A 24,149-nucleotide genomic window follows, 5' to 3' on the forward strand; every position below is an offset into this window, starting at 1 on the left:
TCAGCCGAGCTGCTTGGTGATCTCTGCCGCCCGGGCTGCTGCGGCGCGGGCACCGTCGGCGATGATCTTGGGGATGCCGCCGTCGTCAAAAGCCATGATGGCCCGCTCGGTGGTGCCGTTGGGGCTGGTCACAGCAACCCTCAGCTGCGTGGGGTCCGCGCCCGGCTCAGCCAACATGAAGCCGGCGCCGGCCACTGTTTCGCGGGCCAGCATGACGGACAGCTCCCGGTCCAGGCCCAGCTCGACGCCGGCTGCAGCCATGGCCTCCGCCAGGTAGAACGCGTAGGCGGGTCCGGAACCGCTGATGGCCGAGAGCGCGTCAACCTGCTCTTCGGGGATTTCCACCACCGTGCCGGCCCCGGCCAGGGCCTTCTTGGCCTGCTCCAGTTGCTCCGGGGTGCAGTGCGTCCCGGGCGATACGGAGACAACGCCACGGCCGAGCCTGGCAGGCGTGTTGGGCATCGTGCGGATGACCGGCTGCCCCTCAGGCAGGGCGGCTTCGAGTTGTGCAATGGAGACAGCCGCAGCGACGCTGACCACCAAGGTGTCCTTCGCCAGTGCCGGGCTGATCTCGCGGGCAAGGTCCAGGATGCCAACCGGTTTGACGCCCAGAATGACCATTCCGGCGCCTTTGGTGGCCACTTTGTTGTTATCCGGGTCTTCTTCGCCGGCGATGGCCATGACGCCATGGCGCTGGGCCAACTCGTCCGCGCGCTCCGCCCGGCGGACAGTGGCAACAATGTCGGACGGGTCCGCCCCCGCGGCCAGGAGACCGCCCAGGATTGCCTCGTTCATGGATCCACAGCCAAGGAATGCGATTCGGTTGCTCATTGCTCCATCATTGCAGTTGGCATCCGACGGGGTCTAACGGGTTGAACATTCCCAGCTTGCTCCCAAGGTTATTGCAGGCAGCACTCATGCTCGGTGCCTAACGTAGTTATTACCTCATTGAGGGTGCGAGTGATGAGGCGGGCATGGGGATGTCCGCCACAAGCACCGGTGGCCGGGCGGGTTTTCCCCCATTTCCCGATTCGGCCGCCGGTGCTTTCGCTTTTAAGCAGCAGAATCCCGCCCTCGTCCGTCTGCCGGGCCGTAGTACGGCGGGGCTGGCGAACAAGAACGGGAAAGCCCGACGCCGTTACTGGTCGGAGCTGCGTACCAGAGGAACGCTGAGGTGCTGGCGGGCGAAGCGCAGGGTTTCGGCCAACATCTCCTCGCGCTCCCCCGCTACCTTTGCTTTACGGGTGGAAATCTCGGCCACCACCACGCCGTCGAATCCGGAAGCCGCCAAATACTGCAGCGAATCCGCGCACTGCTGCGTGCCCATGCCCGGCACCAGGTGTTCGTCCTTCCCGGAGCCCGACCCATCGGTCAGGTGCACGTGGCGCAGCTTGCTTCCCAGTGCCTTGATGGCTTCCAGACTGTTGGCCCCGGCAGTGGCAGCATGCGAGAAGTCCCACGTGACGTCGTCGTAATCCTGGCCCAGCGGGTCCCAGTGCGGCAGGTACGCCACAGCTTCACGGCCGCGCACCCGCCATGGGTACATGTTCTCCACGGCGATCCGCACCTGGTACGTTTCGGCCATTTCCCGGACGCCCTCAACGAAGTTCTCCGCGTAATTGGACTGCCAGCGGAAAGGCGGGTGGACCACCACGGTGTCGCAATCAACCTCCGCTGCCATCTGGCACGATTTCTCGATCTTGCTCCACGCCGAACCCCAGACCTGCTGCGTCAACAACAGGGTGGGTGCGTGGATGGAAACGATCTTCTGGTGATAACGGTGGCTCAGCTGGATGAGGGCGTCGGGGTTCTGGCTCACCGCGTTGTTGGTAACCATCACCTCCACGCCCTCGTACCCCAGATCCTGGGCCACGGCAAAGGCGTCGTGGACGCTCAGCGGATAAACGGACGCACTGGACAGCGCCACCGGGATCTGGCGGTCATTCACTTCAGGTTCGACGTCGTTACTCATCTCAGGAGGCCAGCCCGCCTGCCACAGGGGCTGGGATGGGTGATGGGGATGGTGTGTTTACCGGGACCGGGAATTCCTTGACCGGGTGAGGCTCGTCAATGTCCGTGGTCTTGCCACTTTCTTTGGACTTCTTCTTGGATTTGTCCTTCTTGCGCTTGCCCACGTGCGGCGCAGGATCCAGGGCGTCCTCGAACACCAGCTGGTCCAGGCGGCGAAGGATCAGGCCTTCGCGCAGGGCCCAGGGGCAGATCACCATGCTGGGGAACTCAAAGAGCTCCAAGGCCGCCTCTGCAACCAGGGCGCCGGCCAACAACTGGGGTGCCCGGGCGTCCGATACTCCGGGAAGGTACAGCCTGTCCTCCACCGTCATGGCCGAAATGCGTTGCGCCCACAGCCCCAGATCAGCCGCATGCAGTTCGCGTTTCACATAGGGGCCGGCCGCGCTGGGCGCTGCTCCCGCGATCCGTGCCAGTGAACGGAACGTCTTGGACGTGCCGGCCACCAGGTTGGCCCGCCCGAGGTCGTCGAATTGACGGACCACCGGTTTCAACGTGGAACGGATATAGCGCCGCAGCTCCTTGACGCTCTTGGCCGTGGGGGGATCGTCATGGAGCCAATCGCGCGTCAGGCGGCTGGCGCCCAAAGGGACGGACGTGGCGAATTCAGGGAGCTCGTCTGTTCCATATGCCATTTCAAACGAACCGCCGCCGATGTCCAGGTCCAGGATGGGCCCAGCGCCCCAACCGTACCAGCGGCGAACAGCGAAGAACGTCATGGACGCTTCCTCGCTGCCCGTGAGTTCCTGCAGGGTCACGGTGGTCTCGTGTTTGACCCTTGCCAGGACCTCCGGACCGTTCGTGGCCTCGCGGATGGCGGAGGTACAGAAGGCCAGGAGGTCCTCGGCCTTGTGCGTGGCGGCGAACTCCCAGGCCTCCAACACGAACTCAATGAGCTCATGCTGTCCGGCATCGGTGATGTTTCCGTCGCCGTCGAGGTATTGCACCAATGACAGGGGGCGCTTATGGGAAGCGAAAGCTACCGGGCGCGCGCCGGGATGAGCATCCACCAGCAGGAGATGGACGGTGTTGGACCCGATGTCGAGAACGCCAAGACGCATTCTGCCATTATTCCCCGATTCGAAGGCCGCAAAGCAATTTGTGGACGTCGTTTCGCATTCGGGGATCTGGTTGGCCGCTATTCGGTGGGCTCGCCGGCTTCATCAGCGCGCTTGAAGTCGCGGCGGATGTTCGCGATGCCTTCCGGATCGATTTCGAAGCCAAACTCGCTGCCAGGGTTGATGACCATGCCCAGCTCATCACCGATGTTGCCGAGAATGGCTGAACCCATGGTGCCCAGGACGTGCGGGGCTGCTTCAAGGAAGCGTTCGTCGACGCGGCTGGGGTGGCTGAACACCGCCAGGACGGGCTGGCCGTCAGCGTTGGACAGCACCAGTGGCTCCACCGAGGAATCAGGGCCGTCCACGGCTTCCGAGCTGACGAGGTAAACCTCGTTGTTCAGGAAGGCGAGGATGACGTCCACCGGGTTAGCGTCCGGTTGTTCGGCCATGGCGAGCTTCGCCTCAAGGTCGTTCAAGGGTTCGTTGTCCGGGGAAACGGTCTGTTCAGTCATGGTTCTACTCGACCACGATGCCGGCCGGGACGCAATTCGCTCATGCTGTCCCGGCCGTCGCAGTTGTTACTTCTTGGCTGCGGCCTTACGTGCCGGTGCCTTCCGGGTGGTGGTCCGCTTGACCGGACCCTTGGCCCGCTTTTCAGCCAAAAGCTCGACGGCGCGCTCCCGGGTCAGTTCCTCAAGGGACGTTGAGCGCGGGACCGTAATGTTCGTGACGCCGTCGGTGATGTAGGGCCCGAAACGGCCTTCCTTCACCACGATGTTCTTCTCCGACACAGGGTCAGGACCGAACTCGGCAAGAGGCGGCACGGCTGCCCGTGCGCCACGTTGTTTGGGCTGCGAGTAGATTTCCAACGCCTGTTCCAGGGTGATCGTGAAGATTTCCTCTTCCGATCCGATGGAACGTGAGTCGGTACCCTTTTTCAGGTAGGGACCAAAACGGCCGTTCTGAACGGTGATGGGGTTGCCGTCGGCGTCCTCACCCAGGACCCGGGGAAGGCTCATGAGCTGCAGGGCCTCGTCCAGGGTGACAGTGTCCACTGTCATGGACTTGAACAGCGAACCTGTACGGGGCTTGGCCTTTACGGGCTTCTTCGGCGGCTTGGGCTTGCCGTTCTTGTAGTACTCCACGGGCTGGTTGGCCAGTTGTTCCTCGGTCATCTCGGGGATGATCTCGGTGACGTACGCGCCGTAGCGCCCGTTCTTTGCCACAATCGTGTGGCCGGTGTGCGGATCCGTGCCCAGGACGCGTTCCTCCGGGGCTGCCGTTTCCATGAGCTCTTTGGCTTTGGCTGCGGTGAGCTCGTCCGGAGCCAGTTCCTCAGGAACATTCGCCCTGGCGGACTCCACTACTTCGCCGGTCTTCTCATCCACGGTGGGAATGGAGCTTTCCAGGTACGGCCCGAACTTGCCCACCCGCAGCGTGATGCCCTCTGCGATCGGCACCGAGTTGATCTCGCGGGCATCGATTTCACCGAGGTTGTTCACGATGCTCAACAGGCCGGGATCAGCGTCTTCGCCGTAGTAGAAGTGCTTAAGCCAGGCGGTTCCTGCGGCCTGGCCATTGGCGATCTTGTCCAGGTCGCCTTCCATGTCCGCCGTGAACTCATAGTCCACATAATCGGTGAAGTGCTGCTCCAGCAAGCGGATCACAGAGAACGCAATCCAGCTCGGGACCAAGGCGGAGCCCTGCTTCCGGACATAGCCGCGGTCCTGAATGGTGGAGATGGTGGAGGCGTAGGTAGAAGGCCGTCCGATGCCCCGCTTTTCCAGCTCCGCAGTCAGTGACGCTTCGGTGTAGCGCGGCGGCGGTGAGGTTTCGTGGCCCACGGCCAGGATGTCCGAGGCGGTCAGGGCGTCACCCTTGGCCACGTTCGGCAGGCGCCGGGCCTCATCGGAGTCGTCGTCTCCGCGGCTTTCGTCCTTGCCCTCTTCGTAGGCGGCCAGGAAGCCGGGGAAGGTGATGACCGTGCCGGAGGCGGAGAATTCTGCGTCCCTGCCGTCAGCTGCAACCGCACCGAGGCGGATCGTGGCCGTGGAGCCCTTCGCATCGGCCATCTGGGAGGCAACAGTGCGCTTCCAGATGAGCTCGTACAGGCGGAACTCGTCACCACTGAGTTGCTTGGCAACCTGGGCCGGAGTCCGGAAGGAGTCACCGGCAGGTCGGATGGCTTCGTGCGCTTCCTGGGCGTTGGCGGCCTTGTTGGCATAGACACGGGGGCTCTGCGGCACGTACTCGGGGCCGTAAAGCTCAGCTGCCTGGCGCCGGGACGCTGTCAGGGCTTCGTCGCTCAAAGCCGACGAATCCGTACGCATATAGGTGATGTAGCCGTTTTCATACAGGCGCTGGGCAACCTGCATGGTGCTCTTGGACGAGAAGCGCAGTTTACGGCCGGCTTCCTGCTGCAAGGTGGACGTGGTGAACGGCGCGGCCGGCCTGCGGGTATACGGCTTGGTATCTACCGAACGAACACGGAAGTCCGCGTTTTCCAGGCCGGATGCCAGTGTCGTGGCGAGTTCCTCGTTGAGGTGCACCACATTGGAGGAGGTGAGTTGGCCGTTGTCATTGAAGTCACGGCCACTGGCTACCTTTGAGCCATCCACGGCGGCGAGCTTGGCCTTGAAAGAGCCGGAATCCGCACCGAACTGACCAGTGAGGTCCCAGTACGACGCTGCACGGAAGGCCATGCGTTCACGTTCGCGGTCAACCACCATGCGGGTGACCACGGACTGCACACGTCCGGCCGAAAGCCCGCGGGCCACCTTGCGCCACAGGACCGGGGAGATTTCGTAGCCGTAGAGGCGGTCAAGGATTCGACGCGTCTCCTGGGCATCCACCAAAGCCGTATCGACGTCGCGCAGGTTGTCCATGGCGCGGTGGATGGCTTCCTTGGTGATTTCGCCGAAGGTCATGCGGTAAACGGGAACCTTGGGCTTCAGGACCTCCAGGAGGTGCCACGCGATGGCTTCGCCTTCGCGGTCCCCATCGGTTGCGAGGTAAAGCGCGTCAGCGTCTTTCAGCTGCGCCTTGAGCTCTGCGACCTTTTTCTTCTTGTCCGGGGAAACAACGTAGTACGGCTTGAAGTCGTTTTCGACGTCGACGGCGAACTTGCCCAGCGAGGTCTTCTTCAGTTCTGCAGGCAGGTCAGAGGGCTGCGGGAGGTCACGGATATGGCCTATCGAAGCCTCGACGATGAAGCCCTCGCCAAGGTACTTGGCGATGGTCTTGCTTTTGGCTGGAGACTCCACAATCACGAGTTTCTTGCCGGTTTTTGCCTTGCTGGGCACGGTGCTCCTACAGAAAAAATGTGTCATTGGGCTGGTGCCCATACTGGCCTAGTTCACCATAGTTTGTAGAATCCTGCGTTGTTGCAGGGAAACCAGGGCGGTGGTGCGAGGACCCGGATGGGCTCCTACTGTCCGGGTGCTACGCGGTCATCCGGGATCATTGACCACAAGGTTGCCATACGTTCGGCACCTTCGGGTATTTGGGTAGGGTCCTCGAGTTCGTACTCACGCAGAATTTCACGGATCCGGTCCGAAAGCTCCTTGCGTTGCGGGTTGGTGAGGTACAGCAGGTTGCTCGCCAAAACCACGGCAGCAGGCTCTTCGCCGGAGCCACCCCGCTGGCGGCGTTCGCCACGGGCCCTGGCAAATGCCGAAGCCCTTCGGCGGAACGCATCGAGCTCCAGGTCAACCACTGCGATTTCCGGGCTGGCTACGCTGCCTCCCGAGATGGTGAAGTCCGTCCCTGCGGCCTTCCAACGCCGTTCACGGGCGTCGCCTGCATTCTCCGCCGGAGCCACAATCCCCCACTTTTGGAGCGCACGGAGGTGATAGCTCATTGCGCTGGGGGTCAGGCCGGTCCTCGCTGCGAGTTCGGTTGCTGTGTGGCTGACCTGGGTAGCGTAGAGCTCGGAGATGACCTCGATGCGGGCAGCGTGTGCAAGTGCGCGAATGGCCTTGGGATCGGTGATCTCAATCGTCTTTTCGGCACGCTTGCGCCGGGGAACGTCGCCTGACGCTTGGGATGGCTGGTTGTTCGCAATCACTTCATCAGTGTAGTCAGCGTCACTTCCATGCGGGCCGGCGGGCGGCGCAGCGTCCTTTTTCATGCCGTGGCCTGCCCGGCTGGCGAAAGAAGGAACGAGTCGGGGACCAGGAAGCCATCCAGGACGAGGTTGGTGACCTCCCGGAGCAAGCCTTCCCGGAAAGCATCCTCGTCGAAGTCTTCGCTGCCGCCCAGGAGGGCTACCAGCGCCGAGGCGATCTGCCCGACCGACAACTGTCCATCGCATGCCGAAACGAAGCCGGCGAGCTCGGTACTGAGCAAGTTGGTTCGGCGGAGGCCTGCGCCCTGGCGCAGGAGGATCACCCCGGGGTGCTCTGCTCCCGGACGCTGGTGGCGTTCCTCCGTGACATCTTCCGCGACCACCAGATGAGCGTCCAGCAGCGGATTGGCTGCCACCCAGTCTGCGCGTTCCACGGCGGCGCCGAGGTGGGGTCCAATCGGCTGCTCGATGGCGTAGGTGATCTCTTCAAAGCGGTTGATGATGGCCCCCTCGGGGGACACCGGACGGCGGAGCCAGATCATGCCAAAGCCAATGCCCTCGACATTCCGCGCCGCGAAGTCCTGCAGATATGCGGCGTATGCCTCCTTATAGTGGCCGCCCTCACGGTTTTGTGAAGCGTCCTGAAGCCACGTTTCCGCGTACTGCTCCGGCCCAACCTGCTCGCGTTGAATGAACCAGACATCCAGACCCGAGTCATTCAGCCATGCTGTGGGACGGTCCTTCCAGTCAGACCCTGAGGTGACTTCCCAGTTACCGAGCATTTGGGCGGTCCCTCCCGGCTGGAGGACACGCGCCAGGGACTGGACCAGGAAAGCTACGATCTCGTCGCCGGGCAGGCCACCGTCCCGGTAAGTGAACTGCTCCGACGGCGATTCGCTGCCAGTCCGGGGCGTGATCACGAACGGTGGGTTGGACACAACCAAGCCGAACTGTTCCCCTTCCACGGGGTCAAGCAGCGATCCCAATCGCAGGCTTACGCGGCTCCCCAAATCGTCGGGATCCAGGTCCAACTCCCGCGCATTGAGGAGGAGGTTGAACCGGGTGAAGGCAAGGGCACGCTCGGAGATGTCCGTGGCGGTCACATGGTCGCAGTGGTGCAACAAGTGAAAGGTTTGGATGCCGCACCCGGTCCCCAGGTCGAGCGCCCGCTCCGTGTGGTGCCTGACCGTGGTTTGGACAAGTGTCGTCGATGCGCGACCGATTCCCAGCACATGGTCGTGCCTCAGTACGCCCGGCTGCTGATGGGCGGCGAGGTCGCTTGCCACCCAGAGGTCGGCGCCCCCGCTGCCGTCAGGGTTGGCATCCCAGCCGTAGGGCCGCAAGTCGACTTTGGCGTGGACCATCCCGGATTCCGCCGTGACCAGCCCCAGTTCCACCAGTCCTTGCACGCCGGTCCCGGGGACAGCGTCTTCCATTGCGGCGGTGGTTTGAGGGACGGCGAGCAGCCACAGCCGCACCACGGTGGTCAGCGCCCGCACCGCCGAATCTTCAGAGACAGCGAGCCGTTCGCTGGCCAACAATGCGGGGATGAGTTGATCCCTTCCCAGGGCATCTGACGCGGATTGACCCAACAGCTCAGCCACCCCGTCCACGGTGTAGGACATTGCGCGGAGGTCAGCGGCGAGCGCTGTGAGCAGTTCCGGACGGTCGCTGCGCGGAGCATCGTCAATATTGCCGGTTGTAAAGAAGGTAGCTGTCTCAGTCACCTTGCAAGTGTAGGTGCGGTAAACGGTGGCTGCGGATGCCGGCCCCACGCTATGTGGACAAAGATCGGTGTCCGAAGCCGGTAGCGTTGAGTTTATGCTCAACTTCTCCTCCACAAGGCGCCGCGCGGGCCTTGTTGCCATCACTGCTGCAGTCCTCATGGCAGCCTGTGCTTGCCAGGCACCGGCCAACATCGCGGACGCGGACGTCCCAGCGTGGAAGGCGACTGCTCTCCCGGAAGCCAATGGTGTGGTGCTGGAGGACTCGGGAAAGATACTGAACCGGGACCCGCTGCTGAAGGAAGCGGCAAGTGTCCCCGCTGGAACCTACACCCTGACAATGGCGTGCGACGGGAGCGGCAAGGCCTACTTCGCGGTCTCCGCGGGAGGGAACAAGATCACCGACGCGGCCGCCGCATGCAACGGAAACCGTGACATCGTCAAGATCAAGGTGCCCGTTACCGGCCCCCTCAGCATCTCCACCAGCAGTGTCGACGCCCCGCTGATCTTCGCCTATCACCTGGCTCCCGCAACCAGTTAATCGAGCCCCGCCACCTCCCGCACTAAAGCCTTCAGCCGCAAGCCATGCGGGCGTAAAGTCAGTGCATGGGGAGCAAGGCAGCTCGCTCGGTGATGGCACGGCGGTCGGCGAGGGCCGCCGTCGTACTCCTCATTGCGATTGGCGGAAGCTTGGCGGGCTGCGAATACACGGGCGACGGCGGCCCGCAGGCAGATCCCAGCGCTACGGCAGGCAACGTGGTTCTGCCGCCCGATCCCGAGCTGGAAGAGACTGTCACCGGGGATGCGCTTCAAGAATGGGCGAAGTCGGCGCTGCCCGAATCCCAAGGGAAGTCGTTCTTCTCCAGCAGTGGTTACCTCAACGCCGGGGAGTCCAAATCGGAGCAGACGATGCAGTTGCCGGGCGGAACCTACGCAGTGACGCTGGCATGCCGCGGCACCCGACGGGTGATGTTTGCCGTCAAAGTGGGTGAAGCGGAGCTCGTGGACCTGACTCTGGGGTGCGCAAATGCGCGGGTCAACGTGGTGCAGCTGGAAACGGACGCGGTGCTGTCCATCACGGTGGGATCCAGGTCGGAAGCCAACTTCGCCTACCGGGTGAGCAAACTGTAGCTCAGCCGGTCATGCGGCGTCGCAGCCCCCGGGGCAGCGCAGGGTTTCGGGGCTGGAAGCACAGTCGGCGCAGTAGAGGGTCAGGGTTCGGCAGCTGGGGTTGGAGCAGTTCTCGAACTTGTTCGTCGGTGCTGAGCATCGGACGCATTCACCAAGGGTTTTGGCTTCGTCGCTGAACTCAACGTGCATGCGCTTGTCGAACACGTACAGGGAACCTTCCCAGAGCCCCTTGTCCTTGAACGTCTCGCCGTATCGGACGATTCCGCCATCCAGCTGATAGACCTCTTCGAAGCCGCGGTTAACCATCAAACTGGACAGAACTTCGCAGCGGATGCCCCCGGTGCAATACGTCACTACGGGCTTGTCCTTGAGGTGGTCGTACTTACCCGAATCGAGTTCTTTGATGAAGTCGTGGGTGGTGTCCACTTCCGGAACGATCGCATCCTTGAACTTGCCGATCTGCGCTTCGAAGGCGTTCCGCCCATCGAAGAACACCACGTCTTCGCCACTGGCTTTCTTGGCGTCGACCAAAGCGTGCAACTCCTCAGGCTGGAGGTGCTTGCCACCGCCAACCACACCCCCGGCGTCCACCTTGAGTTCGCCGGGTGCGCCGAAGGACACAATTTCGTCGCGTACTTTGACGCTCAGGCGCGGGAAGTCCGCGGCGCTGCCCTCCGACCATTTGAAGTCGATGTCGTGGAAGCCCCGGTACTCACGGGTCGTTTTAACGTACTGCTTCATGTTGTTGAGCTCGCCACCGACCGTGGCATTGATGCCATCCTTGGAGATAAGGATCCGGCCGGTCAGCCCGAGCTTTTCGCACAGGGCACGCTGCCACAGACGCACGGCGTCGGGGTCGGCAATCGGGGTAAAGCCATAGAAGAGCACGATTCGGTTCAAAGCCACTATTCAAGGGTACTTGGTGCAGTAAAATCGGCCCTGCTGGGGCCTGGAGCGCCCGTCCACCGCCGGGAAGTCACAATTGCATAAGCAACGTTCCTCCGGCTGGTATCGCTCTGTTGCTTCCCCGGGCGCTGGCATACTCTCTCTACATGAGTCCAGACGCCTTGGTTGAAGACATTGCGCACCTCTTGGAGGTCTGGGTAGCCGGCTGGTCCGGCTGCCGTGGCTATGAGAAACGCAAGGAGGGTCGTTTCCCTGCAGCCCTGCGAGCCGACAAAACCGGTGACTGGGAGTATTTCGCCCACGATCCCTCCGATGACGAGTTCGCCGGCCTCGCGGCAAAGACCGCGGAATCACCGGCCCGCATCCTGACGGTCCTCACCAATGACGTCCAAAGGTACAAATTCCTCGCTGAACAGCACGGTCTCACGGTGACGTCCGCTTCCCAGACCATGATGATCGTGGACATGGAAACACAGGACGCCGAGGATCCCTGGCTTCCTGATGACGACCTGGAGCTTGCAGTGTCCGAGTCGAACGGCGTCCACCACGCGGTGGTCCACAGCGGCGAGAAAGTCGCAGCCAGTGGCCGGGGTTTCGTGGTGGACGGAACCGCTGTCTTTGACAAGATCGTCACCGAACCGGATTTCCAGCGAAGGGGGCTTGGGACCTTCATCATGAAAGCCCTCGCGGCCCAGGCCTATTCACACCAGGTGGAGAACGGGCTTCTCCTGGCTTCCCTGGACGGACAGAAACTGTATTCGCACCTTGGATGGGACGTCGTGGGCCACGTGCTGATGATGTCGGCCAGCGGAACCGAAGGATCGGACCTCTCGGGTAGCTGACACCTCCTCCCTGAAGCCATGGACGACGGCAGCACCCCTGCGTGCCGCCGTTCGCGGCTCTCCACCGGGCGACGGTACGAACAGTGACAGAATGATTCGGTGGCTTTACCAAATTCGCTGATCTCCTTGCTGGGCCGGACTCCCGACCCCGAGCAGCTGCGCCATGTCCACACCATCCCTGCCCGCAAAGCGGTCAACGAGCCCTGGCCCCAGTGGGTGCATCCAGACATTGTCGACGCCTACGGGACACTCGGCATCCAGGAGCCGTACCGTCACCAGGTCCAGGCTGCCGACATTGCCCACTCCGGCCAACACGTAGTCATCGCCACCGGTACTGCCTCCGGAAAGTCGCTCGCATATCAGTTGCCCGCCCTGGACGCCATCCACCGATCGGAACTGCGGGTCCTCTCCGATCCGGGAAAGATCCACGACGACGGCGCCGTCACCTTGTACCTGTCCCCCACCAAAGCCTTGGCGGCAGACCAACTGGCGGCCATACGCGGGCTGAAACTGCCCACAGTCAGGGCAGAAACGTATGACGGCGATACTGACGTACCCGCCCGCCGATGGATCCGGGACCACGCCAACTTCATCCTGGCCAACCCGGACATGCTGCATTTCGGAATTCTTCCCAACCACACCTGGTGGGCCCGGTTCTTCCGGAGGCTCCGGTACGTCATTGTGGACGAAGCGCACAGCTACAGGGGCGTTTTTGGCTCTCACGTTGCCAACCTCATGCGACGTCTCCGGCGGATCTGCGCATACTACGGTGCTGGTACAACTTTCCCGGAGCCCGTGTTCATCGCGGCTTCTGCCACCGCGTCGGACCCCGGGGTCTCGTTCGGCCGGCTGATCGGCGCCCCCGTCAGGGAAGTCTCTGAAGATTGCTCTCCGCACGGGTCCACCACGGTGGCTTTCTGGGAACCCGCACTGACCGACGTCAGGGGTGAGAACGGAGCCAAGCAGCGACGGACCGCTGTGGCCGAAACCGCTGACATTTTGGCCAACCTGGTCTCCTCGAGGGTCCGGACCATTGCCTTCATCAAGTCCAGGCGCGGGGCCGAGTCCATTTCCTCCATCACCAAAAGGCTTTTGGACGAGGTCGACCCCAGCCTCCCTGGAAGGGTGGCCGCGTACCGGTCCGGCTACCTGCCAGAAGAACGGCGGGCCCTGGAACAAGCATTGAGGTCCGGGCAGCTTCTGGGGGTCTCCAGCACATCCGCGTTGGAACTCGGCATCGACATATCGGGGCTGGACGCCGTGCTCGTCGCTGGCTGGCCGGGAACACGGGCGTCCCTTTTCCAGCAGATTGGACGCGCGGGGCGGGCTGGACAAGACGCCATCGCGGCTTTCGTAGCAAGCGACGATCCCCTGGATACGTATTTGGTCAACCACCCGGAAGCCATTTTTGACGTATCCGTTGAGGCCACGGTCTTTGATCCGGGAAACCCGTACGTCCTGGGTCCGCATCTGTGTGCGGCCGCGGCCGAGTTGCCGATCGGACCTGCTGAGTTGGAGCTCTTTGGTGCTACGTCCGAAGGTCTCCTGGATCGTTTGGTGGCCCAGGGGTACCTCCGCAAACGTCCAGCCGGATGGTTCTGGACCCACCCCGAGAGTGCGGCCGGAATGGTCAACCTCCGGGCCGACGGCGGCGGACCTGTGAGTATTGTCGACGCCGGAACCGGATCCCTGCTGGGAACAATGGATTCGCCGCAGACCCACTACCAGGCCCACACCGGCGCCATCTATGTCCACCAAGGAGAAAGCTACTTGGTGGAAGACCTCAACGAGGCAGATCATTGCGTGATGGTGCGTCGGGTGAATCCCGACTTTTACACCACGGCCCGTGACGTCACCCAGATCGAAGTGCTCGAAACATCCCGCACGGTCCAATGGGGTGACATCACTGTGCACTTCGGCGATGTCAAAGTTACGACGCAAGTGGTTTCCTTTCAGCGCAAGGCATTGATTTCAAACGAGATCCTCGGAGAGGAGCCCCTCGAGCTCGGGGCCCGGGACCTGTTCACGAAGGCCGTCTGGTTCGTGGTGGACAACCGTTCGCTTCATGGCGCAGGGCTGGTGGAAGCCCAGTTCCCTGGCGCCTTGCATGCTGCTGAACATGCAGCCATCGGGCTCCTCCCCCTGGTGGCGTCCAGCGACCGATGGGACATCGGCGGCGTGTCCACTGCCTTGCATGCCGACACCGGAGTGCCCACGATCTTCGTCTATGACGGACACCCGGGCGGTGCCGGTTTCGCGGAACGCGGTTACGAGAAAGCCAAAATATGGTTGTCGGCCACCCGGGACGCCATCAAGGCGTGCGAGTGTGAGGCTGGCTGCCCGTCCTGTGTTCAGTCACCCAAATGCGGCAACAAGAACAACCCCCTGGACAAGGCAGCCGCCGTTACACTTCTGGACGTCTTGTTGAAGGACGCCGTCTAAGCACCGCCCTAGGGCGGCGGCCCGGCACGGGCCCGTCCGGTGGCAGCGCCCCAAGCGAAGGCATACGCCAGTTCGGTGGTGACCTCTACCTCGTCGCCGCCAAGAACCTTGCAGGAGGTGAGCCGGGCTTCGTGACGCCCAGCAACATCGCCGGCCACTGCGCAGGGCTCTCCCGAAGCAAGACCCCGTTCGGCATCAGCAGCTGCCAGCGCCGCGAGGTCAGCCGCAGTGGCTGCCCGCGACGCCGTAACGCTTGCCTGGACCAAAAGCAACAGCCCTGCCAGCAAGGCCATGACCACCGCTCCCAGAGCCAAAGCAAGGACCGTCCCAGCCCCGCGGTCGGATTGGACTCGGCCTGGTGCAGGATGGCGAGCCGTCACTAGCGCTTTCATTGGGAAACCGACTCGGTCCGGGCCGACGCAGAGGCCTTCAGGTTCCACGGGATCAGGTATCCCAAGGCCCCGCCAACCGGAGAGGTGGCCGTGACCCTGCACCAGCCGCCCTCCTCAGACAAGCCGGGAACAGCTGCTTCGCCAGCCAAACGCTTGACGATGGTTTCCACCGACCCGGGCGACTCACCCCTTGCTGATGCACGTGCCCCCGCCCGGACTGCCTCCTCCAGCCGTACCTGCGTAACGCCTGCGGCGCCACCTGCCAACAGGAAGGCAAGGAGTAACACCACCGCCGGCAAAGCGACGGCAAACTCGGCAGTGACAGCGCCTTGTTGTTTGCCCCAGCGGAGCTCACTCCTGCAGGCAGGCAGCACTGGCGTCATGGCAGGGACAGAGCCGTGCGGATCAGGTTGAGCAGGAACCCCCGTACCTCTTCGCTGCGAAGAATGACCACCAGCAGCCCGGCCAAGCCGACGGCAGCCAACGTAGCAATGGCGTACTCGGCGGTGGCCATGCCCGCTTCCGAACCGAAAACCCGGGCATCAGCCCCGAAACCCCTGTTCCGCTCTCTCCGGCGTTTGAGTGTCCCGACTCCGCAGGGCGCAGCGAGATCAAGGTCAGTTGCAGGGGTAGGAGCCGGCACATCGCCGAATCCGGAATCCATAAACGGCTCCAGTTCGAACTGCTCGATTCCGAAGGGTTTCATTGCATGGCCCTCTTCTGCAGTACCGAATGCCTGACTTGCTCGGCGAAGTTGGGAGCGGCGTCCGGACGGAGCACGAAGAAGTGTTTTCATGGTTGCTTCCTTTCAAAGATGCCGACGGTTCTGCCGACAGACCTGACTCTTCCGTGGCTGGATCGGGGCTGGTAGGGAACGATTCCCGCAAGTGGAAAACCCCGACTTCGCACGGATTGTGGAGGGACAGTGGCACCGCGGACAGTGGCACTACAGACGGCGTCACAACTGAGCGCCCGTCACGATGGCGCGGCGGGCGCTCAGGGAGCTGTAGGGGGTGACCCGCTCAGCCAGAGGGCACCATGGCGATCAGCACGGGCACGATGCCAAGGCAGATGAAGGCGGGCAACGAACAAAGGCCCAATGGAATGACTAGTTTCACGCCCAACGCTGCCGCCCGCTTCTCTGCGGCACGGAAGGCTTCGCGCCGTTCCCGGGCCGCTTGGGCATAAAGGATCGACGCCGACGGAGCACCCGTGATGGCTGCGAAAGCCAGCGCATTTTTCAACCGCACCACTTCGGGTGCGGGTTGCGTGGGAGTCCGCCAGGCGGTCTCCCAGTCGGCTCCAATTGCCAGTGCCGCAACGACTGGTCTCAGCGACTGCTGGATCGACGGGGAAGCCGCGCGAGAGATGAGCTCCAACGCACGCCCGATGCCCGCACCAGCGTCGAGCATGGAAGCCACCAGCTCCAGCATCATCGCTGTGTCGCGGAGACCGTCGGTTGGCGAGCGAGGATGCTCCGGCCCGTCGGAGGCCTCCGGGCCGGGAGTGCCCGCCAAAGCCCAAGGAATTCCATGCGGTGTTCCCAGCGGGCCCTTACGATGCCCGGGTCTGGCCCAACAGATGAATGAGGCCAAAGCCAGAACGGCAACCATCAGCATGACTCCGGACATCAGTATCCGCCTGCAGCTGAGGCAACCAGCCGTGACGACCAGACGCGGCCCGCAACGGTCAGCAGTAGCCCCGCTCCGAAGGTTGCAACACCAAGAATGTTGTCCAGCAGGATCCCCAACGGGTCCACCCCCAGGGCCATCCCGAGCAGCAGTCCGAAAACCGGGAGCCACGACAACAGCTTCACTGTCGCTTTGGGACCTGCGAGCGCAGTTTGCCGGGCAGCCTCCGCATCCTCTTCGGCTATGAGTTGGGCTGCGAAACGGGTGAGGAGGTCCGCCAGCGGGCAGCCGCTGGTTTCGGCTACTTCCAGGCACGCGGCGAGCTCCATCCACACGCGCCGCTCTTTGCTTCCCCGGGCCGTGTATGACTTGGCTGCTGAGCTGCGGATGGCGAGGGCCGGTGAATTTCCGACGGCGGCCGCTGCACGTGCGGCGGCCAGCACCCTTTGTGAACTGTCAGAAAGCAAGGCTGTTTCGGTTGGTGCGACGCGGTTTTCGTCCTGCTGCGCAGCGTGGACCAGCCAGAGTTCTTCCCACAACCGGGAAGGCCCCCGGCCACCACGCAGCAAGGCGGCAAGTTGCTGGACCAAAACCACAAGGGACAGGGGTGCCGGGCGTTTCTTCCTGCGTAGGAAACCCACCGTGAAGTCTTGGAAACCCCTGCGGAGCACCGCCGGCTTTCCCAAGCTGCGCAGGACCCGCCGGTTGTCAGCACGGCTGCCCCGGACATGCACCCACGCCGCTGAGGCTGTGACGATGACGAATACGGCGATCATCCGTTCCGGCCCATTACCGTCGAAGGGCCCGGAACCTGGAGGGTGTGATGCGTTGCCACCCTCTTCGGGTCGGCAGGGTCCAGCCCGAGCCGGACGGCGAGTCCCGGCCACGCTGGTCCAGGTTCCATTCCGGACGGACTACGTCGGAGCGCAGCCACTACCTTTTGGCCCTCAGGGGTGTCAGCCAGGACACCAATGGATGCCACCTTGCGTCCCCACTGCGTCCGCTCCACGTGGATCACCACATCCAAGGCGCTCGAAACCTGCAACCGGACGGCCTCCGCGTTCAGCCCAGCGAGCGCGCCCAAGGCGACCAGACGTGCCGGAACGGCCTCTGCGGTGTTGGCGTGGATGGTTCCCCCACCGCCTGTGTGCCCGGTGTTGAGCGCAGTCAGTAGTTCACGGACCTCAGCTCCACGGCACTCTCCAACAATCAATCGGTCAGGACGCATGCGCAGGGCCTGCCGGACCAGCTCTCCGAGGTCCAACGCGCCTCCACCCTCCAGGTTCCCGTGCCGCGACTCCAGCGTCACCACGTGAGGGTGGACCGGGTTGAGCTCCGCCGCGTCTTCTATCAACACCAGGCGCTCCGTCGGACTGCTGAGCCCGAGCAAAGTAGAGAGCAACGTTGTCTTTCCCGAGCCTGTGGCACCACTGACCAGGAAGCTCAGCTTGCGGGCCATGATGGCGCGAAGGACTACCTCCACGTGCTCGGGAAACATGTCCCGCTCCTGCAGTTCCTCCAGCGCGAAGACATCCTCGCGTCGGATGCGAACGGACAGTAGGGTGCCGGCTGTCGATATGGGCGGGAGCACGGCGTGAATCCGGTAGCCGCCGTTCAGCCTGACGTCCACGCACGGGGAACCGTCGTCCAGCCTGCGTCCGCCGGCCGAGATCAACCGGGAGGCGAGCGACCGGACCTGTTGCTCGTCGTCGAAGCGAATGGCTGAACGTTCAAGGCCCTGGCCGCGGTCCACCCATACTGACTCCGGGCCGTTGACGAAGATATCCGTGACGGCGGGGTCCCGGACCAGTTGCTGGAGGGGGCCAAGTCCGTTCAGCTCCGCATTGATCGACTCGGCCGCTTCCAACGCACCAGCCGCCCCCAGCAGCCTGCCGCTTGCCTGGACTGCTGCCGCAACGGTGGACGGAGTCACGGGCCCACTACCGGCGAGCACTGATTCCCGAACGGTTTCGAGAAGGACCGAGTCCAGCCTCCGGCCATGCCTCCTGCGTGCGGAATCGGGTACGCGATTCATTGGCCTTTTCCATCCAGTTCAAGGACAGCCTCGGCAAAACGAACCACAGGTTTACGACGGCCCAGTTCCAGCAGGCGTCCCAGCTCAGTCCCTGACGCTACTCCCCGAAGCTCCGGAACCCGGCCCACCAGCGGCAAACTCAAAGAATCCGCAATCAGCGAGGCGTCGACTGATGTGGAACTGTTTCCGCGGATGAGCAGGCCCGAATCCACTGGCGGGAGTTCTTGCAGGATCCGTGCAGCAGCGACCGCGGACTTCAGGTGGGACAGGGCTTGGAGCAGCAATCTGTCGCAGTCCCAAGCGAGCGTCGACGTTCCGTCACCGTTTCGCCCGATGTCCACCACGATGAGCTCGAAACTCCGGCGCGCGGCATCCATGACGGCAGCCACCGCGCCGGCGTCGGGAGTCGGGACTGCGTCCCGTGTTCCTGGCCACGACAAATAGGCGAACCCTCCGGCGATCGGCAAGGACTCCCGGAACTGGGTGGGGTCGATGCTTCCCCTGGTTTCTGCGAAGTCCGGCCATCGAAGGCCGGGAATGTCATCTGCCGTCACCGCCAGTTCCAGCCCACCGCCCCAAGGATCTCCGTCGATGAGCATGGTGCTGATGCCGTGGCTGGCAGCTGCCTGGGCAAGCCAGACCGCGGTGGTAGTGGCGCCTGCCCCGCCGCTGCCGCCGATGACACCCACCACGTTCCCGCCCGGGTCAGGGGACCCGGACAGGCTGAGGTGTTCGGCCAACCAGCCAGCTGCTTCAGGCAGTACCGCCACACGTTCGGCTCCCAAGGCAGCTGCCAACCTCCACAGTCCGTCCCCGTCCGAGGCCCTGCCCAGCAGCACCGTCGGCGCTCTTCGCCGCGGTGGTAACTCCCGCACGTCACTGCCCACCAGGACGACGGCGGCGCTGTCCCACCCTTGGAGGGCTTCCCCGACATCCGCCGCGGTCCGCAGGCTTCCCCCTGCGGCCGCAACGATTCGTTTGGCCTCCTCTTGAAGGTAGCTATCACTGGATACGAGGAGGACTTCAACGGCATCCTGAGGCAGCCAGTTGGCACCTACCTCGACATCCGGACTCCCGGTTCGTTTTTGCCTTCGATCGTGCTTGCTCATGAACCCCACCATGGCTGCCGGAGACTCCAGCTTGAAGGGCCCATCATCCGTATGTGCATAAAGGAGCGCCGCCAGCGGTGTGGAGGACGGGTCGGACCAAGCCCTGTGGAGAAAGGCCACGGCACACCGCCGCACAAGGCAGAATGGAAACCATGTATTTGCTGCTCGCCGCCCACCAGGAAGGCGCAGCCATACAGAGAATCTCCCCCACGGGAAAAGCTACGGCGGACCCACGCCTTGTCACACGTGGCGAGCTGCCCGGCGTCGTGCGTGAGATGGAAACCCAGCGGCCCCGCTGGGTGTGGCACCGCGCCCAGGACTGGTACCCGGAACTCCTGGTTCACGGAGTCGAGCTGGAACGGTGCCACGATCTGGCCTTGTGTGGGGCGATCCTGGCCCATTCGGAGTTCACAGCCCACACGGACTACGCAAAGAACGCCGTGAAGCTCACTCAGGACGACGATGCGACACCTCCCCGCGTCCTGCAGCCCCCGCCGCCGCCCGCCGACCAAGGCGCCCTCTTCGATGACATCGTCACCTCAGCTCCGAAAGCCGGCCTGGCTGAGCTCAAGGAAGAGTTCACGGCCCAACAGCATGCCGTCGCCCAGGTGTCCACGGACCAGCAGCAGCGGCAGCGCCTCCAACTGCTGCTCGCCGCTGAGTCAGCCTGCGCCATCATCGCCGTCGAGATGCAACACGCCGGTGTCCCATGGCGGGAGGAGCTCCATCAACAGATCCTGGCGGATGTCCTCGGGCCACGGCCCCAACCAGGACACCGGCCGCCAGCACTTGAGGCCCTGTGCGCCGAGCTCCGCAGCATCCTGAACTCCCCTGGTTTGAACCCCGACTCCCCGCAGGACCTCATGCGGGCCCTGCACCGGAACGGTATCGAAGTAAAAAGTACGCGGCAGTGGGAGCTTCAGGAGTCGAAGCACCCTGCCATCCAGCCGTTGCTGGCCTACAAGAAGCTGTCGCGCCTGCACACGGCCAACGGCTGGGCCTGGCTGGACGCCTGGGTGAGTGGCGGCCGGTTCCACCCGGAGTACGTCGTGGGCGGAGTAGTTTCAGGGCGCTGGGCTTCCCGCGGTGGTGGTGCCCTGCAGATACCGCGCAACATCCGGGCAGCAGTCCACGCCGATCCCGGTCATAAGCTCATCGTCGCTGACGCCTCCCAGCTGGAACCCCGCGTCCTGGTGGCACTGGCGCAGGACAACAAAATGGCCGAAGCGGCACGGGACAAGGACCTCTACGCAGGTATCGCGGCGCAAGGGTTTGGTGGTGACCGAGCCAAGGCGAAGATTGCGCTCCTGGGCGCGATCTATGGCGCTACCACCGGCGAATCGGGCAGGCTCATGCCCCAGCTCACGCGCACCTATCCCCGCGCGGTGGGGTTCGTGGAACAGGCGGCCCGCGAGGGCGAAGCGGGCCGGACCGTGACGACGAGGCTCGGGCGAAGCAGCCCACCCCCGTCAGTCGGTTGGTTACGGAGCCGGCAATCCACCACCGCCGAGGAGCAGCGCCGGGCGGACAGCCTGGCACGCTCACGCGGCCGCTTCACCCGCAACTTCGTGGTCCAGGGCTCCGCGGCCGAATGGGCGGCGTGCTGGCTCGCTGAATTACGACGGCGGCTGCGGGCTTTCCGGGCCGACGGATTGCCCTCCGGTGAACTCGTCTTCTTCCTGCACGACGAAGTCATGGTTCACGCGCCTGACGACGCTGTGGACGACTGCATCAGGGCCATCGAAGAGGCTGCGGCAGCGGCGAAGCTGCTCATGTTCGGGCAGGTGCCGGTGGAGTTCCCGGTGAGTGTCGCCGTCGTCGATTCCTACGACAAGGCCAAGTAACCGGAAGAGCTCAGGGCCCTGCACGGCACCTTCGGGGCCTTGTTAGAGATCGATGTCGTGGAGCTTGTTCTGGTCCCACGGAACGGTCCAGCCCAGTTCATCGAAAAGGCCGCTCAGGACCATTCCGGTGAAGCCCCACACCAACACGCCATTAACGGTGAAGCCAGGGCTGGTATACGTGCGGCCGAACCGCGAGATGGTGGCGCTGACACGGTTGACCGGGTCCAGCAGGTCCCGGACGGGTACCCGGAAAACCTGGGCAGATTCGCCATAGTCCACCACGCGAACAGGTGACGGGGCATCCCACCAGGCCAGCACCGGAGTGACCCGGAAGTTGCTGCGGATAAGTCCGAGCTCAGGCATCACACCGAGCACACGGACACCGCTGGCATCCAAACCGGTTTCTTCCACGGCTTCCCGCAGGGCCGCGGCAACCACCGATTCGTCTTCCGGGTCCACACTGCCGCCGGGAAAGGCCACCTGCCCTGGATGGTCGTCAAGGGTGTGCGCCCGCTCCAACAGGAGGACGTCAAGGTCGGCCGGGGCGATGGGACGCCCGGATTCTGCGGGCACGTTGTCCAGCACGCCGAACAACATCAGGACAGCGGCAGCACGGTTTGTCTCCTCAAGGACGGGCAGCTGGGCCCACAGGCGTGAGGTCTGTTGCTCGCCGGACTCGTAGCGGGCAACGAGTGCTGACAACTCCTCAAGCGCGGTCACCCGGGCCTCCTTTGAGATTCCATGCGGATTTCCGCGGCCCGATGGGTCTCAGCCAGCAACCGTTCCAGCAATGCTTCATTTCCGGGGGCGAGCTCATACTTCAGCAGCTTGGCCGCTTTGACGGGATCCGTTTCACCGTCGCCGTAGCTCGGGCAGAGGCTGGCGACAGGGCAGGCACCGCACGCCGGCTTCTTGGCATGGCAGATCCTGCGTCCGTGGAACACCACGCGGTGCGAGAGCATGGTCCAGTCCCGACGCTCAAACAGCTCGGCTACATCAAATTCGATCTTCACCGGATCATCCGACGCAGTCCAGCCGAACCGTCGTGCCAAGCGTCCAAAGTGCGTGTCGACGGTGATCCCGGGAACGCCGAAGGCATTGCCCAGGACAACGTTGGCGGTCTTTCGCCCGACTCCCGGCAGCGTTACCAGGTCGTCCAACCGACCCGGGACCTCGCCGTCGTACTCGTCCACCAAACGGGTGCTGAGCGCCAGGACATTGCGGGCTTTTGCCCTGAAGAAACCCGTGGGCTGAAGGATTGCTTCAAGTTCAAAAGGGTCCGCTTCAGCCATGGTCCGTGCGTCCGGGTAGCGGGCAAACAGGATCTTGGTGACCTGGTTGACCAGGACGTCGGTTGTCTGGGCGGAAAGGACTGTGGCCACGACCAGTTCGAACGGGTTCCGGAAGTCCAGCTCCGCATGCGCGTAAGGGTACTTCTCGGCGAGAACCCTGTTGATCTTGCGTGCCCGGCGTTTGAGTGCGAGGAGCGAACCAGCTTCGGCGGTGGCCACGGCGTCCCCGCCTAGCCGCGTTCGATGTTGCTGAGCTCCCTGAGGACCCCAACCTTGCCGTCAGTGTCCTGAACCAGGAACTCGTGACCGCGGTCCTCCAACGCGAGGACCCATCCGCCGGGTTCGATGGTGAAGGAAGGAGCGCCGGAGTGTTCGTCGTACGCCGTGCGTGGCTGGGCGACAGCGAACCAGAAGGCCTCATACGCGGGGGAATCGGATTCCTCCGGACGGCTTGCCGGGTCCACGGTGGCGCCGATGGAGTCGCTGACGCGCCGGGTGTCACCGGAAACGATGGGAGTAGCCATCGTGGCAGCCCACGGCTGCTGGGCGTTGGTCGGCTGCTGCGCGGTCGGCTGGGCGTTGGCCGGCTGGGCCGGTCCTGCCTCCGCGGGCCCCGGCTGCGCCGCGGGCTGAGCGGCGTGCTGGGTAGTTGCCGGCTCCGGAGCAGACGCCGGGGCCTTGCCATCTTCGCTGGACGCAACTGCTCCGTTTGAGGTGGCCGGTTGAGCCACAGGTGTTGCGGGCGATGCACCAGCACCGGAGGCAGCAGGCGCCGAACCGGAGCCGGCGTCGGCTGAATGAACGACGGCGGAGGCCGCGGTGGCAGCTGACGGCTCTGTATTTGCGGAAGCGGCCGGCGCCAACGGGCTGGAACCCGCGGCAGCGGCCGAACCGACGGCAGCACTGGAACCAGCGGCAGCGCCGGCTATTCCCGATGAAACTACGGGACCCGGAGCCTGGTATCCGGCAGCCGATCCTTCAAAGCCCGGAGTGGACGGAGTTGCGGCCGGCTTGGGCGCTTTCGGCGCCTTGGGAGCGGCAGGCTTACGGCTAGGCACAACCGCTTCACGGGCAATAACGTGCGCCGGCGTCTCGACACGCCCCTTGAAATCAGCGGAGAGCCACGGAAGATGAGGGCCAAGAACTGTCGCAGCCAGCAGGCCCACCGAACCAACCAACCCCAGCAGCACACCACCGTTGAAGGAGTCGGCGATCGTCAGGAAAAACAGCGGGAAAGCGAAGGAAGCCGTGACCGATGCAAACTGGTCAATGGACAGGGAGCCGATGCGCACAACGGTTTTTGGCTGCAACCTGCGGGCTACGAACAGTGCCGTCACGACCAAGGGCAGGATGATGCCGAGCAGCAGGAAGAACAGGTTCCCAAGGTTCCAGAGGTTGTAGCGCTCTCCGAACATCGGCAGGAGGGATGCCACGAACATCAGGAGGGTGGAGCCGAACACGGTGAGGTCCCGGATGGTAAAAGGACCGGCGACAGCGTCGAACTTCGACGGCTTCCCGTCAGCGGTGCCACTTGCAGGGGTGGCCGTGCCAGCCGTGGTGTCCGGTCCCGTCGGTTGTGAGTCGTGCGGGCCTGGGCTCAGCTGGTTCATCTGTTTCTCCTTCGTACGGCGGCGCCTTGGACAGTC

At 63.8% G+C, this 24,149-nt stretch carries 23 protein-coding genes; 5 read left to right on the forward strand and 18 right to left on the reverse strand.

All coding sequences use genetic code 11. From position 1 onward, the window contains the following. The 7 genes from proC to LRQ04_RS02405 form a co-directional block, all read right to left on the reverse strand. The gene (gene proC / locus LRQ04_RS02375; RefSeq protein WP_235517393.1) at window positions 1-831 is read right to left on the reverse strand and encodes a pyrroline-5-carboxylate reductase; all 831 of its coding nucleotides are present in this window, start codon (window positions 829-831) and stop codon (window positions 1-3) included. 307 nt (window positions 832-1,138) lie between these two features. Next, window positions 1,139-1,972, reverse strand: a complete 834-nt coding sequence (locus LRQ04_RS02380) for a sugar phosphate isomerase/epimerase (protein WP_235517394.1) — start codon at window positions 1,970-1,972, stop codon at window positions 1,139-1,141. 1 nt (window position 1,973) lies between these two features. After that, complete coding sequence (locus tag LRQ04_RS02385) at window positions 1,974-3,089, reverse strand: Ppx/GppA phosphatase family protein (protein WP_235517395.1); 1,116 nt, start codon at window positions 3,087-3,089, stop codon at window positions 1,974-1,976. Between the two features lie 77 nt (window positions 3,090-3,166). Further along, the gene (locus LRQ04_RS02390) at window positions 3,167-3,601 is read right to left on the reverse strand and encodes an SseB family protein (protein ID WP_235517396.1); all 435 of its coding nucleotides are present in this window, start codon (window positions 3,599-3,601) and stop codon (window positions 3,167-3,169) included. Between the two features lie 66 nt (window positions 3,602-3,667). Further along, window positions 3,668-6,391, reverse strand: coding sequence for a type I DNA topoisomerase (topA, locus tag LRQ04_RS02395; protein ID WP_235517397.1), 2,724 nt, complete (start codon window positions 6,389-6,391; stop codon window positions 3,668-3,670). A 125-nt stretch (window positions 6,392-6,516) separates the two neighbouring features. After that, window positions 6,517-7,218 carry a helix-turn-helix transcriptional regulator gene (locus LRQ04_RS02400; RefSeq protein ID WP_235517398.1) on the reverse strand — a complete coding sequence of 234 codons (702 nt, stop codon included), beginning with the start codon at window positions 7,216-7,218 and terminating at the stop codon, window positions 6,517-6,519. Then, on the reverse strand, window positions 7,215-8,882 hold the full coding sequence (locus LRQ04_RS02405) for a methyltransferase (protein WP_235517399.1): 1,668 nt from the start codon (window positions 8,880-8,882) through the stop codon (window positions 7,215-7,217). Before LRQ04_RS02405 ends, LRQ04_RS02400 begins: the two co-directional genes overlap by 4 nt. Before the next feature lie 94 nt (window positions 8,883-8,976). On the opposite strand from LRQ04_RS02405, the gene LRQ04_RS02410 reads away from it, so the two are divergent. Together LRQ04_RS02410 and LRQ04_RS02415 are read left to right on the forward strand one after the other, a co-directional pair. Further along, window positions 8,977-9,420: a DUF6023 family protein gene (locus LRQ04_RS02410; RefSeq protein ID WP_235517400.1), complete on the forward strand. Its 444-nt coding sequence runs from the start codon at window positions 8,977-8,979 to the stop codon at window positions 9,418-9,420. Between the two features lie 65 nt (window positions 9,421-9,485). After that, a complete protein-coding gene (locus LRQ04_RS02415; RefSeq protein ID WP_235517401.1) occupies window positions 9,486-10,010 on the forward strand; it encodes a hypothetical protein in 525 nt (174 codons plus the stop codon). Window positions 10,011-10,019: 9 nt separating this feature from the next. Here LRQ04_RS02415 and LRQ04_RS02420 read toward each other — a convergent pair whose 3' ends face one another. Further along, window positions 10,020-10,916 carry a rhodanese-related sulfurtransferase gene (locus tag LRQ04_RS02420; RefSeq protein ID WP_235517402.1) on the reverse strand — a complete coding sequence of 299 codons (897 nt, stop codon included), beginning with the start codon at window positions 10,914-10,916 and terminating at the stop codon, window positions 10,020-10,022. Window positions 10,917-11,062: 146 nt separating this feature from the next. Here LRQ04_RS02420 and LRQ04_RS02425 point away from each other — a divergent pair, with 146 nt between their 5' ends. Together LRQ04_RS02425 and LRQ04_RS02430 are read left to right on the forward strand one after the other, a co-directional pair. Further along, complete coding sequence (locus LRQ04_RS02425) at window positions 11,063-11,758, forward strand: GNAT family N-acetyltransferase (protein WP_235517403.1); 696 nt, start codon at window positions 11,063-11,065, stop codon at window positions 11,756-11,758. A 99-nt stretch (window positions 11,759-11,857) separates the two neighbouring features. Next, window positions 11,858-14,200, forward strand: coding sequence for a DEAD/DEAH box helicase (locus LRQ04_RS02430; RefSeq protein ID WP_235517404.1), 2,343 nt, complete (start codon window positions 11,858-11,860; stop codon window positions 14,198-14,200). An 8-nt stretch (window positions 14,201-14,208) separates the two neighbouring features. Here LRQ04_RS02430 and LRQ04_RS02435 read toward each other — a convergent pair whose 3' ends face one another. The 7 genes from LRQ04_RS02435 to ssd all read right to left on the reverse strand — a co-directional run bounded on the left by LRQ04_RS02435 (window position 14,209) and on the right by ssd (window position 19,367). Then, a complete protein-coding gene (locus LRQ04_RS02435) occupies window positions 14,209-14,592 on the reverse strand; it encodes an Rv3654c family TadE-like protein (protein ID WP_235517405.1) in 384 nt (127 codons plus the stop codon). Continuing rightward, a complete protein-coding gene (locus LRQ04_RS02440; protein WP_235517406.1) occupies window positions 14,589-14,975 on the reverse strand; it encodes a TadE family type IV pilus minor pilin in 387 nt (128 codons plus the stop codon). Before LRQ04_RS02440 ends, LRQ04_RS02435 begins: the two co-directional genes overlap by 4 nt. Further along, on the reverse strand, window positions 14,972-15,388 hold the full coding sequence (locus LRQ04_RS02445) for a DUF4244 domain-containing protein (RefSeq protein ID WP_235517407.1): 417 nt from the start codon (window positions 15,386-15,388) through the stop codon (window positions 14,972-14,974). Before LRQ04_RS02445 ends, LRQ04_RS02440 begins: the two co-directional genes overlap by 4 nt. A gap of 226 nt (window positions 15,389-15,614) precedes the next feature. Continuing rightward, a complete protein-coding gene (locus tag LRQ04_RS02450) occupies window positions 15,615-16,223 on the reverse strand; it encodes a type II secretion system F family protein (protein ID WP_235517408.1) in 609 nt (202 codons plus the stop codon). After that, the gene (locus LRQ04_RS02455; protein ID WP_235517409.1) at window positions 16,223-16,999 is read right to left on the reverse strand and encodes a type II secretion system F family protein; all 777 of its coding nucleotides are present in this window, start codon (window positions 16,997-16,999) and stop codon (window positions 16,223-16,225) included. The genes LRQ04_RS02450 and LRQ04_RS02455 overlap by 1 nt, the downstream gene beginning before the upstream one ends. After that, window positions 16,996-18,258: a TadA family conjugal transfer-associated ATPase gene (locus tag LRQ04_RS02460; RefSeq protein ID WP_235517410.1), complete on the reverse strand. Its 1,263-nt coding sequence runs from the start codon at window positions 18,256-18,258 to the stop codon at window positions 16,996-16,998. The genes LRQ04_RS02455 and LRQ04_RS02460 overlap by 4 nt, the downstream gene beginning before the upstream one ends. After that, the gene (gene ssd, locus LRQ04_RS02465; RefSeq protein ID WP_235517411.1) at window positions 18,255-19,367 is read right to left on the reverse strand and encodes a septum site-determining protein Ssd; all 1,113 of its coding nucleotides are present in this window, start codon (window positions 19,365-19,367) and stop codon (window positions 18,255-18,257) included. Before ssd ends, LRQ04_RS02460 begins: the two co-directional genes overlap by 4 nt. A 152-nt stretch (window positions 19,368-19,519) precedes the next feature. Between ssd and LRQ04_RS02470 the strand changes: the two genes are divergently transcribed. Beyond that, entirely contained in the window at window positions 19,520-21,211 is a 1,692-nt protein-coding gene (locus LRQ04_RS02470) for a bifunctional 3'-5' exonuclease/DNA polymerase (protein ID WP_235518630.1), read from the forward strand. 42 nt (window positions 21,212-21,253) lie between these two features. On the opposite strand, the gene LRQ04_RS02475 is transcribed toward LRQ04_RS02470, so the two are convergent. From LRQ04_RS02475 to LRQ04_RS02485, 3 genes are read right to left on the reverse strand one after another with little or no spacing between them, the layout of a single operon-like run. Next, window positions 21,254-21,931, reverse strand: a complete 678-nt coding sequence (locus LRQ04_RS02475; RefSeq protein WP_235517412.1) for a CoA pyrophosphatase — start codon at window positions 21,929-21,931, stop codon at window positions 21,254-21,256. Beyond that, window positions 21,928-22,722, reverse strand: a complete 795-nt coding sequence (gene nth / locus LRQ04_RS02480) for an endonuclease III (protein ID WP_235517413.1) — start codon at window positions 22,720-22,722, stop codon at window positions 21,928-21,930. Before nth ends, LRQ04_RS02475 begins: the two co-directional genes overlap by 4 nt. 11 nt (window positions 22,723-22,733) lie before the next feature. Then, window positions 22,734-24,113 carry a hypothetical protein gene (locus LRQ04_RS02485; protein WP_235517414.1) on the reverse strand — a complete coding sequence of 460 codons (1,380 nt, stop codon included), beginning with the start codon at window positions 24,111-24,113 and terminating at the stop codon, window positions 22,734-22,736. Window positions 24,114-24,149: the final 36 nt, after the last annotated feature.

It is taken from the genome of Paenarthrobacter sp. AR 02, assembly GCF_021538675.1.
GTDB lineage: Bacteria > Actinomycetota > Actinomycetes > Actinomycetales > Micrococcaceae > Arthrobacter.